This is a genomic window from Kordia sp., from assembly GCF_965283645.1.
Taxonomy (GTDB): domain Bacteria; phylum Bacteroidota; class Bacteroidia; order Flavobacteriales; family Flavobacteriaceae; genus Kordia.
In genome coordinates this window covers 964209-977464 of sequence record NZ_CBDIPG010000001.1, presented here as the reverse complement: position 1 = coordinate 977464, position 13256 = coordinate 964209, and the positions used below count along the sequence as shown (strand labels likewise).

Sequence of the window (13256 nt, the reverse complement as noted above, 5' to 3'; positions counted from 1 at the left end):
ATTTGCATTCAAATTATTTATAATGAGTCTAAGTAAAAATAATAATTGGTGCTATATTTTAGTGTTTTTAACAGGAATGGTAACTGCTCAGGAATCAAATACCGTTGAGAAAGATTCTCTTAAAACAGAAACTTTAGACAATGTTGTTATCACTGCTACACGAACTAAGCGACAGTTATCTTCATTACCATTACCTGCTACTATTGTTTCTAAAAAAGACTTAAAAATTATCAATGCAGTACGTTTGAGTGATATTTTAAATGAACAAAGTGGTTTAATTACTGTACCAGGTTTTGGTGGAGGAGAAGGCATTCAGATGCAAGGTTTGGATGCTGCATACACACTTATTATGGTAGATGGCGTTCCGTTAATTGGTCGTTCAGCAGGAACATTGGATTTAGATAGAATTACAGTTGGAAACATCAAACAAATTGAAATTATTAAAGGTGCTTCTTCTTCACTATATGGAAACGAAGCACTTGGCGGCGTAATTAATATTATTACTGAAACGCCTAAATATGGCGTAAACGGAAGTGTACAACAACGGACTTCTTCCTTTGAAACTTACGATACACGAGCTAACATTGGTTATAAGAATGATAAATTTAGTATTTCAGGTTTTGTAAACCGATACAGTAGTGAAGGTTTTGATTTAAACAACAATACTTTTTCCAATACAGTTGAACCGTTTGAAAACTATACGATTTCATCAAAAGCTACCTACAAATTCTCTGAAAATACCGATATACTTTTCTCAGGTAGAATATTTACCCAACAGCAAGAAAATATTGCTTCTGAAACCTTGCAAGGTGAAAGTAGCGTTAACGAATGGAATATTCACACAAAATTGAATCATAAGTTCAATTCAAAATGGCAAAGTACCTTAGAATTTTATACAACAAACTATTATGCTTCTGAGTTTTTAGATGATCTTTCAGATAACTTAAACTTTAGTGAAGCTTCTTTCGATCAAACCATGATTCGACCAGAAGTAAGAACTATTTATAAAGCTTCTGAAAAGGCATCATACATTGGTGGAATTGGGTATACATATGAAACACTTGATCGCACATTTTTTAGTGGAACACCCAAATTCAAATCTCCTTATGTGTACGCACAATACGATGGAAATCCGCTAAAAAAGCTAAATATAATCGTCGGTGCACGGTTTGACAATCATAATGTATACGCTTCTCAGTTTAGTCCAAAATTAGCACTTCGCTATGAGGTAAACTCCAAAATTGCTGTAAAAGGTTCGGCAGGTTATGGTTTTAAAGCTCCAGATTTTAGACAACTATATTTCAATTTTACCAATGCTACTGTAGGGTATACAGTTTTAGGATATGATGCTGTAGCTGACGCCATTGCACAGTTAGAAGCGGAAGGACAAATTGCCAATCAAATTGTTCCCGTAAGTGCGTTTTCCGATGAACTAAGACCTGAAAGTTCGTTAGCTATCAATATAGGTTTTGATTACAAACCGACTTCAAAAACTTCACTACAATTAAATATATTTAGAAATACCATTGATGATTTAATTGATACAAGAATCATAGCCAACAAAACCAACGGGCAAAATGTATTTAGTTATACCAATGTAAACGAAGTATATACACAAGGTTTGGAATTTTCTTCCACATGGAAAATCATTAAAAATGTAAAACTCTCAGCTGGTTATCAATTATTATTTGCAAAAGATAAAGCCGCAGTAGCAGCTTTTGACAATGGACAAGTATTTGCACGCGAAAGTCCAAGTTCACCTTCGTTTCAACTAAAAACCTCGGATTATTTCGGATTGTTCAATCGTTCAAGACACATGGCAAACGGGAAAATATTCTACAATATTCCTACATGGAATGCTAATGCAAACATAAGAACTGTGTATCGCAGTAAATACGGAATTGCCGACTCCAACGGAAATGGTTATCTGGACAACTACGATGACTTTGTTAACGGTTATGCTATTTGGGATTTAGCTATGAATAAAACGATATACGATAAATACACATTCGGTTTCGGTATTGACAATCTATTTGACTTTACCGATCCGCAAAACATCAGCAACATTGCAGGTCGTATTATCTACGGAAATCTAACTATTGAATTTTAATTATACAATTTATATATCATGAAAACAATCAATCTTTTAATCGTTACCTTCCTATGTATAGGATTTTTATCGTGTAGTAATGACGATGACGCTACACCTGAATTATTAGCTGTAAACTCTGAAACGGTAAGCAATTTACATGCGCCACAAACTGGAGGACAAGGGCAACCTGTTTCGGGTACTTTTGCCAAATTTAACTTTGCTACAGGAGAAGCAACCACCAGTAATACGGAATGGGATATTGCTTTTAGAGGAACTTCAATTATTATTAACGGAGGAACTTCACTTGGAACAACTGACGAACCTGAGCGTACAGGAAACGGTGCTGTGTATATCGCTGACGGAACTATGAGTTCCATAACGGAAGTACAAACTGAAAACTTGCTACAAGACAGTTCTTCAAGCTATGCAATTCCTAGTGGAAGCGGAAATGGTTGGTACAATTATGCAGGAGCGCCAACATTTTTAATCAATCCAATTCCTGGAAAAATATTAGTTATCAGAACGCACGATGGAAAATATGCTAAAGTTGAAATATTGAGCTATTATGAAAACGCACCTGACAATCCTGATGCGTTTGCAGATGCAAGTCGTTATTTCACATTTAGCTATGTATATCAACCAAATGATAATGTTACTAGTTTCTAGTGAAGTACATGCACATTCAAATCAATCCAAGGAAATTTAAAAAACTCATGTGAGTTCTTGAATGTATTCTGATTTATGAACATTCAAGAATCAAAAAATTATAAACAGATGAAAAAAATCGTAACACTATTCGTTTTAAGTATATTGAATATAAACATCATACAAGCGCAAAGTAAAAAGAAGAAAGACCGAAATGCTATTAAAGAAATGTGTGGTTGTTTTGAAGTAACGTTCAATTTTGCTGAAACATTTCAATACAGTAATGATTCTCTATACAAACCATCAAAAACAAAAACAGACAAAGGCTTAGAGTGGGCGCAACTTGTTGTGGATGAAAAAAATAAAATTTCAATTCAACACTTACTACAAGTTGGAAGTCCTGGAAAACCTTACATTGTAAAGCATTGGCGTCAAGATTGGTTATTTGAAAATACAGATTTCTACATGTACAATGGTGATAATAATTGGTTATTTGTAGAAAAACCAAGAGCAACCATAAAAAACCAATGGACACAAAAAGTATATCAAGTTGATGATAGTCCACGTTATGAAGGTTCAGGAACTTGGGTTCATGTTGATGGGAAAAGCTATTGGGAAAATACTACTGATGCACCACTTCCAAGACGTGAATATACAAAGCGAAGCGACTACAATGTGACGGTTCGTGGTAATCGACATGAAATTACAAATTTTGGTTGGATTCACGATCAAGATAACTTAAAAGTAGTTCGTGAAACTGGAAAAGAAGATATCATTATTGCTAGTGAAAAAGGTTATAATGTATATAAAAAAGTAGCGAATAGTCGTTGTAAAGGCGCTTCAGATTGGTGGCAAAAACATCAAGAAAAATGGGCAAATGTTCGTGAAAAATGGTCAGAAGTATACGGAAGACATACAGATTTATCACTTGAAGCAAAAGTAGATAACAAAGTGTTGTATAAGTATTTATTTACTGATGAAATGACTGAAGAAGAAGAAATTAATGAAATCATTGAATCTTTTGTAAAAAAATAAATTATGAAACAGTTCAAGTTCATTTTAACTACTTTTCTACTATGTGTAGTTACTACAAGTTTAGCTCAAAAATCTAACGCTTTTTTGAGTAGAGCCTATTGGAAAACAAATCCGAGTATTGCCGATATTGATCAAAAAATAGCCAACGGAAATGATATTGCCCAACTCGATCGGAATATGTTTGATGCCGTTTCTATGGCACTTCTTGAAAAAGTAGACAATAAAACCATCACATATTTACTTTCAAAAAAAGGAAATGACGTTAACAAGTTAACCCATGACGGAAGAACCTATATTTTTTGGGCAGCTTACAAAGGTAATCTTGAAATGATGCAATTTTTAGTTGAGAAAGGTGCGAAAACAACTATCATTGATAGTCACGGATATTCTATAGCAAATTTTGCCGCTGTCACAGGTCAGGTCAATCCTGAATTGTATAACTTTTGTCTCAGTAATGGAGCAAATTTTACTAAAGATACCGATAACAATGGAGCAAATGCATTATTGTTAGTAGCACCTTTCGCTAAAGATTTTGAAATTATTGACTACTTTATCTCAAAAGGAGTTTCATTAAAAAGTACGGATACTCATGGAAATGGAATTTTCAATTATGCCGCAAAAGCTGGAAATATTCCACTAATGAAACGTTTAATTGAAGAAGGAGTTGATTATAAAAAAGTAAGCAAAGCAAACGAAAATGCTATCATTTTTGCAAGTCGTGGATTGCGAAGAAAAGTAAATACCTTACCCACTTTTAAATATTTAGTTTCGTTAGGAATTTCTCCAAATATCACAACAACCGAAGGAGAAACACCATTACATTCGTTAGCATACAAATCAAAAGATATAAATGTATTCAAATATTTCATTGCTGAAGGTGTTGACGTGAATCAAGTTGATAAAGACGGAAATACAGCATTGTTAAATGTGGCTTCTCGAAATGATGAAGCTATTGTTCGCTATTTGACTTCGGAAACAAAAAATATCAATCATCAAAATAAAGAAGGTAGAAGTGCTTTGACAAATGCAGTGTATCGTAATTCTCCTGAAGTTGTAGCGTTTCTTTTGCAAAAAGGAGCAACTGTAGCTGTAGTTGATAAAGAAAAATACAATCTAGGATATTACCTTTTAAAAAATTTCAACCCAAAAAAACAAGCGAATTTCAATCAAAAATTAGCTCTATTAAAAAGTAAAGATTTTAATTTTCTAAAGCCACAATCCAACGGAAACACCTTGTTTCATTTGGCAGTAAACACTGAAAATTTAGAACTCATTACATATGTTCACTCACTAAATATTGATATCAATCAGAAAAATATAGAAGGAATTTCTCCGCTACACATTGCGGCAATGAAAGCTAAAAACACAAAGATTTTAAAATATTTAATATCAATTGGTGCCGATGTATCTCAAAAAACAAATTTTCATGAAAGTGTATACGATTTGGCAACAGAAAATGAAGTATTACAACAGAAAAAAATTGACATCACATTTTTAAAATAGCTTATGAAAAAATTAACAATACGAACGATCACAGTTATAAGCATGCTTTTTGCTTTTATATTGACGAGTTTTACCACTTCCGTTGAAAGTTCTCAGTACAAATGTATGATTCAAATGAAAAATTATACTGGCGAAGGCGCTTACGTTGTCATTTCTTTATTAGATGCGAATGGCGATTATCTGCAAACGCTTTATGTGCAAGGAAATGATGATGAATGGTATTCAGACATTACAGAATGGTGGAAATTTTACGGGAAAAGACGTCCTGATATTGATGCTATTACAGGCGAAACCATTAGTGGTGGCGAACGAAAAATCTGTGTACTTAAAATTCCTGATGATAAAATTGATGTAAGATATAAAATTCGTTTTGAAACTGCGGTTGAAGATCAAGAATATTATACAGATGATGTACAGTTTGAGCTTACTTCTGAAAGTGTAAAAAGTAAAAAAGAAGGCAATGGATTTATCCGTTACATTCGCATGATTCCACAAAAATAAAAGTTTTGAAAATGACAATTTCAATCTGGAGATATAGCCACTTAGCGTTGGCTATATCTTCTTCGCTTTTTATCATAATTGCTTCCATTACAGGAATTATTCTAGCATTTGAGCCTATCTCAAAGCAGTTAACACCTTTTGCTGTGGATAATTTGGATGAAATTTCAATTGCAAATACAGTTGATGTTTTACAGAAAAACTATGATGAAGTTATTAATCTTAAAATTACGAACGATAATTTTGTAGTTGCTTCTGTAATTACCAATGAAGGCGAAAGTGAAACGTTTTATATCAATCCAAATACAGGAGAAAAGCTTGGAGAACGTATTGAAAAAGCACCTATATTTAAATTTGCAACAAATTTGCATCGTTCCCTATTTTTAAAAGGCACAGGGCGATTTATTGTCGGTTTCGTGTCCTTTTTATTGTTCTTAATTGCTATTACAGGAATTCAGCTGATAGCCAAACGACAAGGTGGCATTAAGCGATTCTTTTCAAAAATTGTCAAAGAAAATTTTCACCAATATTATCATGTGCAATTGGGTAGAATTATGTTGATTCCGTTGGTTATTATTACATTTACAGGTGTGTATTTATCGCTAGAAAAATTTGATCTACTTCCTTCGTATAACATGTCACATCAAGAAGTAGTATTTTCAGAGACGATTCCTGAAAAATCAAAACCTTCAGATTTTGAGTTGTTTCAAAACATATCGTTGGCACATGTAAAAAGTATTGAATTTCCGTTTTCTGATGATGTTGAAGATTATTTTTTGGTACAACTTTCCAATGAAGAATTGCAAGTGCATCAATATACAGGAGAAGTTTTGAGTTCCTTTCAACTTCCATGGGTTGCCATTGCATCCGAATGGAGTTTAGTAGTACATACAGGTCAAGGAAATATAGTATGGTCTATTATTTTAGCATTGGCATGTATGGCTGTATTATTTTTTATCTATTCAGGTTTTAAAATGACCTTAAAGCGAACCAAAAAGCAGTTGATTCCTAAAAATGGATATGCTAAAGATACTGCGGAATTCATCATTTTAGTTGGTTCAGAAACAGGAAATACCTATCGTTTTGCGAAGCTATTTTTTGATGCGCTTCTCGCTAGTGGAAAAACAGCATTTATTACACAATTAAACAACTATACAAGTTATCAAAAAGCAAGACATGTCATCGTTTTTACGGCTACATATGGAGAAGGAGAAGCGCCAAGCAATGCGAAAAAATTTGAATCACTACTGAAAAGTACGTCGTTAAATAATACCTTAAATTATTCTGTAGTTGGTTTTGGGTCGTTACTGTATCCTGATTTCTGCAAATATGCGATAGATGTGGATGAACTATTGAAAATACATGATAATTTCAATGCGATACTGCCAGTATTTAAAATCAACAATCAATCATTTACGGCTTTTCAAAGTTGGGCAAAACAATGGGGAACTCATACTAATATTCCAATAATAATTGACAAACCAGCTATTGCCGTGAATTTAAAAAAGCTACAATCGTTTTCAGTTGTTGAAAGAACAGACTTAAATGAAGACCAAACATTCTTAATTCAATTAAAACCTTCCAAGAATCAAAAATTTCAATCAGGCGATTTATTGTCTTTTTATCCTAAACCCGATCATGTAGAACGTTTGTATTCTATTGGAAAAATAGACAATTCCATTGTATTAAGTATCAAAAAACATGAGTTAGGTGTGTGTTCTACATATTTAAGTCAATTGGCAAAAAATGATCTTGTAAAAGCGAATATAAAACGCAATCATGAGTTTCATTTTCCAAAACATACTGATAAAATTGTGATGATTGCTAACGGAACAGGAATTGCACCATTTTTAGGAATGATTAATGAAAATTTGAAACTTAAAAAAGTACATTTATTTTGGGGAACACGTACAACATCTTCGTTAAAAATATATAAAAAAATCATTGACAGAGCGCTAGAAACCAATAAGCTTACAAAATTTCATGTAGCATATTCGCAATCAACAGAAACCAAACAGTACGTACAAGATTTGATTACTGAACACGCTGATTTTATAGCAAATGTGTTGCAAAATAATGGTGTTATTATGATTTGTGGTTCCGTTGGAATGCAAAATCAAGTATTGAATCTGTTGGAAGTCATCACACGATCAAAGCTAAATCTTCCATTAAGTGAATTTGAAAATATGGCGCAAATTAAAATGGATTGTTATTAGTAGTGTTTAATAGTCATGTCAAAAATCGAGTAAAATAGTAAGTGCTTACAATGCTTATTTTCTAGTAGAAAACGTTTCTAAAAAGAAGAAGCGCAACCAATAGTTGATTTGATTCAGTATTCTTGAGGGAAGCAAAGAATACGAAAATAAAAAATGTAGAAAGTATAAAATTTACTAAAAATTCAATCAGAGAAACCCAAAAGGTGGTGCAAAGTAATTATAAAAAATTAGTAGTTTCATTAATCTTATAACGTTCCTTATCACGTTTACTTCGTAAAATAATTTCACCTAAAAATCCAGCTAAGAAAAGTTGCGTTCCAATAATCATGGTAGCTAACGAAATGTAAAACCAAGGATTATTTGTAACCAAAATTGCGGGTAAATCGTTGGCAAGTTTGTACAATTTAGTAATTCCGATATAGCCAGCGGCAGCAAAGCCAATTATAAACATTAACACACCAAGTGCGCCAAATAAATGCATTGGTCGTTTTCCAAATTTTGACAAAAACCAAATTGTAATCAAATCTAAAAAACCATTAATAAAGCGATCGTATCCAAACTTCGTTTTGCCGTACTTACGCGCTTGATGTTGCACAACTTTTTCGCCAATATTTCCAAAACCTGCGTTTTTAGCCAATACAGGAATGTATCTGTGCATTTCTCCATATACATCAACATTCTTAATAACAATGTTTTTATATGCTTTTAAACCACAGTTAAAGTCGTTTAATTTCAATCCGGAAGTTCTTCTTGCCGCCCAATTGAACAATTTTGAAGGAATATTTTTTGCTATGACAGAATCGTAACGTTTCTTTTTCCAACCAGAAACCAAGTCAAACTCTTTCCCTGTAATTAAAGTAAATAATTCTGGAATTTCATCAGGACTGTCTTGTAAATCGGCATCCATTGTAATGACAACATCACCAATTGCTTTTTTAAAACCTGCATGCAAGGCTTGTGATTTTCCGTAGTTTCGTAAAAAGCGAATTCCTTTTATCTCTGAATGTTTAGAAGATAAGTTTTCTATAATTTCCCAAGAACGATCGGTACTTCCATCATCAATAAAAAGCACTTCATATGAATAGTTGTGGGCTTTCATTACACGTGCAATCCAATCATAAAGTTCTTGTAAAGACTCTTCTTCGTTAAGTAGTGGTATAACTACGGATATATTCATACAGTAATATTAATTCTTAGGGTTTTACAAATATTTTCGATTTGATGACCAATGAAGTAATCAAAGAAACAAAAAATCCAGTAAATAAACTTTTTAATATAACATCACTGAATAAGCTAAACTTATAATTTTCTTTGAATAAAGCAACCTTCTCAGTAATTTCCTCAGGTGAAAACTGTTTGTCAAGCTGTAGATTTTCGGGCGCAGCGGCTGCTAACTTATCAATAAAATCAGGCTCTATATAGTTGGCATGAAAAATTTGATATACCCAAATAATCAAACCGCCAAGTAAAATAACACCAATACCTGTCTGCAATCCTTTTCGAATACTAAACAATTCTCCTTCATGATCTTTACTTGCTTTTACAATTGCTAGTATGATAAATATCACTGAAATCAGCATCATTAAAATTACATATATATTTAATGGTTTGGTATGAATATTTTGTTGATATTGCGCTAAGAAAAATATAATATTTAGGATTCCTAGAGCAATTCCAAAATGTGATGTTTTTGAAAACATGGATCTGTTTTTTGATGCAAGTCACAAATATAGAAATTCAAGCGTAGAAAATGTCAAAAAATTTCTATTTAAATGTTGCACATTCAGAAATAATAATTAAATTTGCACCTCGAAAATTGAGAAAGTCACAATAAAAATTACAAGATGCAACAAGGTATACATCCAGAAAATTATAGAGTAGTAGCTTTTAAAGATATGTCTAACAACGATGTATTTCTTACAAAATCTACTGTAGATACTAAAGAAACTATCGAACACGAAGGTACTGAGTATCCACTATACAAATTAGAAATTTCAAGAACTTCACATCCATACTACACTGGTAAGTCTAAATTAGTAGATACAGCTGGTCGTATTGATAAGTTCAAAAACAAATACTCGAAATTCAAGAAATAAGAATCTCGATCACACATTTAAAAATGTCTTTCAGTTAGCTGAAAGACATTTTTTTTTGAAAAATTAGTAACAAAATCATAGCAAAAGCCTAGCTTTTTTTACATTTACAAAAATTCAAGATACTCATGAACTATATTCTGTTTGATGGAACCGTTAGAAATGCATTATTACCATTTACATACACACGACCTGTTGCCGATATTAGAGTTGGAATATTAACCATCAGAGAAAAGTGGGAATTACATTTAGGAGGTACAACGACCACAATAACAGAGGAATATCTTTCTGAAAAATATCCGATGGTTGAGTTGGAAGAAAATGTAATGATTAATGCTTCTTTTCTGCCAAATGCCGAATTGACTGCTATGATTCAAGATTTATCTTCGAAACAAGCTATTTTTTCGGGTGATGAAATCATTGCTTTTCACGCAACAGACGAACAAGATGAGGTTGATTTTGATACCTATGATGTAATTTCATATGAAGAAAATTGCTTGCGAATAGAAAATACGTGGGATATCTTTTCAAAAAATGCAGCAGCAATTCAAGCTGATTTTGATTTGATAACAAAAGATAGAACATCACAACCAATTCCTGCAACGGTAAATGTAATTGCTCCTGAAAATATATTTATAGAAGAAGGCGCAACATTAAATTTTTGTACATTAAACGCAAGTTCCGGACCTATTTACATAGGGAAAAATGCTGAAATCATGGAAGGAGCTGTGGTGCGTGGCGCGTTAGCAATGTGTGAGAATTCAGTATTAAAACTAGCCGCCAAAATTTATGGAGCTACCACTTTAGGGCCGTTTTGTAAAGTTGGAGGAGAAGTAAACAACTCTGTATTAATGGGCTATTCAAACAAAGGACACGACGGATTCTTAGGGAATTCAGTTCTGGGTGAATGGTGTAATATTGGAGCGGATAGTAACAACTCAAACTTAAAAAATAACTATGCACCTGTACGTTTGTGGAGTTATGAAACTGAAAACTTTGCAAAAACTGGATTGCAATTTTGTGGTTTAATGATGGGCGATCATAGTAAATGCGGAATCAATACCATGTTTAACACAGGAACTGTTATTGGAGTAAATGCCAACATTTTCGGGTCAGGATTTCCAAGAAACTTTGTGCCAAGTTACAGTTGGGGCGGCGCAAGCGGATTTACAACGTATCTAACTAAGAAAGCATTTGAAGTAGCCAAAGTAGTAATGTTACGACGTAAAGTGGAATTTACAGCACAAGATGAAGCTATACTAACACATGTTTTTGAAGAAACTAAAAAATGGCGAAAAGAATAATACCTTAAAATAATATGTTAGAAATTATCATCATGATTGCCGTAGGAAGGCAATTTTACGAATTAGCGAAAAAATATGAACAGCAATTAGCGTGGTTATACGCAATATTGGGTATTATATCCTATTATGCAGGTGCTTTTATTGCAGGTGTTTTTATAGGACTATACTCTGAAATCACAGGATCATACATTTTAGAAGGTACATCAAACATTATACTAACGTTGATATTTTTACCAATTGGTATTTTGTCATGTTGGGCATTTTATCAACTATTAAAAAAATCTTGGAAAAAGAAATTCGAAGAAAAACAACGTTTAAAACCTAAAATTTCGGATATCGGAAAATCTGAAGAAGAAGAAAAACCAAGAGAAGATTTCTTAATCGGAAACAAAGATTTAGGAGATTTATCGAAGAAGAAAGACGATAATTGGCGATTCTAAAAATAGATATACAACATACTTAAAAAGTCGTTATTGTGGATGAAATAAAGCAATCTGTAAAATTTGAGTTGTTGATTTTCAATAATTACCAGCCAAATTGAAATAAACTTGATACTTCGTTGGAAAATTGATACACAAATAAAAAGTAATACATAAGTGATACTAAAACAGATCCTACAATACTTAAGATTGCAATAGTTTTGCGTGTTGATTGTTGATTTTCTTCTTGGATACGTTTTCTAATTTGTGTCAAAACTTGCGAGTTTACTTTCGGAAACACATTTTTAATTCCATCATTTTTATAATAACGTTTTGCATGGTCAAAAGGTGTTCTCTTGCTACGTCTTTGCTTTGTTCTAGCAATATCTCCAAATACTTCAAATGCTGTTCCTGATCCCATCATAACGTTCTCTTTTTTAATTTAACGTATATTATATATGTAGGTAAAGTGTTGAAAGTGTTACAAATGCATTTTATCTACTAGAATTGAAAGATAAGTGGTACTTCATTTGAAAATTCATGAATAAAAAGAAAATAACTCATAACAGCGAGTAAAACAACACCAACAATTGAAAATACAAGAATTGTTTTTTGTCGCGATTGTTGTTGCTCTTTCTGAATTTTCGTTCTAATTTTACGTAGCATATACTCAGAAGCTTCATTATATTCAGCTGTAGACGATTCTGTGCCAATATAACGCTCTACGCGTTCTAGCTTATCCAAACGCTTGCGTCTATTGTTTCGAATAACACTATTTGCATGTGACATAAACCCAGACATAATAAATTGGTTTTAATTGTTATTAAATAAATTTTGTTGAGATGAGTTACTCAAATATTGAAATAGACATTAAATCTGAGTCAAACGATTTAAAAAACATGAAATAACAAAAAACGAGTGTAAGTATAACTCCAAAAATAATTCCTGCTTTAATATTTCTTATCCTGCGTCTTTTTTCCTGTTCTTGAATTTTGAATCGAATATTTTTTAACAAACTATCCGTAGCTTCTTCATAAACAGCTTTTTCAGTAGTTTCTTTAAGATATAACTTTCGTTGATTTTGTCGATGCTCCAATCTACGCTTACTATTATTAAACGCAACTGTAGAAGCAGATTTTACAATAACTGGCATAATATTATGAGTTTAGAAATAGCATGAAATCAAAAAATAATTTTACTACAAAAATTGATACAGGAATTCCAAGTATAAACGCAGCTATTGATTTTCTGATCTCAATACGATTTTGTTGTTTAATTTTCTTTCGAACTGCTTCCAATTGCGCCTTTGTAGCTTTCGGAAATGTATTTTTTATACCTTCATCTTTATAATAATGAAGATTTTTATCAAAAGCAACTCTTCTCTTTCGTCTGCTATTCGCTTTCAAAGTAGCATTCATCGTAGCCAATCCAACTCCAACTCCAATCATAAC

At 32.5% G+C, this 13256-nt stretch carries 15 protein-coding genes; 9 read left to right on the top strand and 6 right to left on the bottom strand.

Annotated features, from left to right (window positions below; all coding sequences use genetic code 11):
• Window positions 1-22: 22 nt before the first annotated feature.
• The 6 genes from ACQ654_RS04065 (at window position 23) to ACQ654_RS04040 (ending at window position 7989) form a co-directional block, all read left to right on the top strand.
• Window positions 23-2110, top strand: a complete 2088-nt coding sequence (locus ACQ654_RS04065) for a TonB-dependent receptor plug domain-containing protein (protein ID WP_430409036.1) — start codon at window positions 23-25, stop codon at window positions 2108-2110.
• A gap of 18 nt (window positions 2111-2128) precedes the next feature.
• A complete protein-coding gene (locus ACQ654_RS04060) occupies window positions 2129-2758 on the top strand; it encodes an HmuY family protein (RefSeq protein ID WP_430409035.1) in 630 nt (209 codons plus the stop codon).
• A gap of 108 nt (window positions 2759-2866) precedes the next feature.
• Complete coding sequence (locus ACQ654_RS04055) at window positions 2867-3772, top strand: DUF6607 family protein (RefSeq protein ID WP_430409034.1); 906 nt, start codon at window positions 2867-2869, stop codon at window positions 3770-3772.
• A 3-nt stretch (window positions 3773-3775) separates the two neighbouring features.
• Window positions 3776-5275: an ankyrin repeat domain-containing protein gene (locus tag ACQ654_RS04050; RefSeq protein WP_430409033.1), complete on the top strand. Its 1500-nt coding sequence runs from the start codon at window positions 3776-3778 to the stop codon at window positions 5273-5275.
• A 3-nt stretch (window positions 5276-5278) separates the two neighbouring features.
• Window positions 5279-5776 (top strand): DUF2271 domain-containing protein, encoded by a 498-nt coding sequence (locus ACQ654_RS04045; RefSeq protein ID WP_430409032.1) that lies wholly within the window; start codon window positions 5279-5281, stop codon window positions 5774-5776.
• An 11-nt stretch (window positions 5777-5787) separates the two neighbouring features.
• The gene (locus tag ACQ654_RS04040; RefSeq protein ID WP_430409031.1) at window positions 5788-7989 is read left to right on the top strand and encodes a PepSY domain-containing protein; all 2202 of its coding nucleotides are present in this window, start codon (window positions 5788-5790) and stop codon (window positions 7987-7989) included.
• Window positions 7990-8206: 217 nt separating this feature from the next.
• Here ACQ654_RS04040 and ACQ654_RS04035 read toward each other — a convergent pair whose 3' ends face one another.
• Both ACQ654_RS04035 and ACQ654_RS04030 read right to left on the bottom strand, forming a co-directional pair.
• On the bottom strand, window positions 8207-9166 hold the full coding sequence (locus ACQ654_RS04035; protein ID WP_430409030.1) for a glycosyltransferase family 2 protein: 960 nt from the start codon (window positions 9164-9166) through the stop codon (window positions 8207-8209).
• Between the two features lie 16 nt (window positions 9167-9182).
• A complete protein-coding gene (locus tag ACQ654_RS04030) occupies window positions 9183-9689 on the bottom strand; it encodes a DUF4199 domain-containing protein (protein WP_430409029.1) in 507 nt (168 codons plus the stop codon).
• 144 nt (window positions 9690-9833) lie between these two features.
• On the opposite strand from ACQ654_RS04030, the gene ACQ654_RS04025 reads away from it, so the two are divergent.
• The 3 genes from ACQ654_RS04025 (at window position 9834) to ACQ654_RS04015 (ending at window position 11826) form a co-directional block, all read left to right on the top strand.
• Complete coding sequence (locus tag ACQ654_RS04025; RefSeq protein WP_430409028.1) at window positions 9834-10085, top strand: type B 50S ribosomal protein L31; 252 nt, start codon at window positions 9834-9836, stop codon at window positions 10083-10085.
• A gap of 125 nt (window positions 10086-10210) precedes the next feature.
• The gene (locus tag ACQ654_RS04020; RefSeq protein WP_430409027.1) at window positions 10211-11386 is read left to right on the top strand and encodes a GlmU family protein; all 1176 of its coding nucleotides are present in this window, start codon (window positions 10211-10213) and stop codon (window positions 11384-11386) included.
• A 14-nt stretch (window positions 11387-11400) separates the two neighbouring features.
• On the top strand, window positions 11401-11826 hold the full coding sequence (locus tag ACQ654_RS04015; protein ID WP_430409026.1) for a hypothetical protein: 426 nt from the start codon (window positions 11401-11403) through the stop codon (window positions 11824-11826).
• 85 nt (window positions 11827-11911) lie between these two features.
• Here the strand turns inward: ACQ654_RS04015 and ACQ654_RS04010 are convergent, their stop codons facing one another.
• From ACQ654_RS04010 to ACQ654_RS03995, 4 genes are all read right to left on the bottom strand, one after another.
• Entirely contained in the window at window positions 11912-12229 is a 318-nt protein-coding gene (locus tag ACQ654_RS04010; protein WP_430409025.1) for a hypothetical protein, read from the bottom strand.
• Window positions 12230-12306: 77 nt separating this feature from the next.
• Window positions 12307-12606 carry a hypothetical protein gene (locus ACQ654_RS04005; RefSeq protein ID WP_430409024.1) on the bottom strand — a complete coding sequence of 100 codons (300 nt, stop codon included), beginning with the start codon at window positions 12604-12606 and terminating at the stop codon, window positions 12307-12309.
• A gap of 46 nt (window positions 12607-12652) precedes the next feature.
• Complete coding sequence (locus tag ACQ654_RS04000; protein ID WP_430409023.1) at window positions 12653-12958, bottom strand: hypothetical protein; 306 nt, start codon at window positions 12956-12958, stop codon at window positions 12653-12655.
• 4 nt (window positions 12959-12962) lie between these two features.
• Entirely contained in the window at window positions 12963-13253 is a 291-nt protein-coding gene (locus ACQ654_RS03995; RefSeq protein WP_430409022.1) for a hypothetical protein, read from the bottom strand.
• Between the last annotated feature and the right edge of the window lie 3 nt (window positions 13254-13256).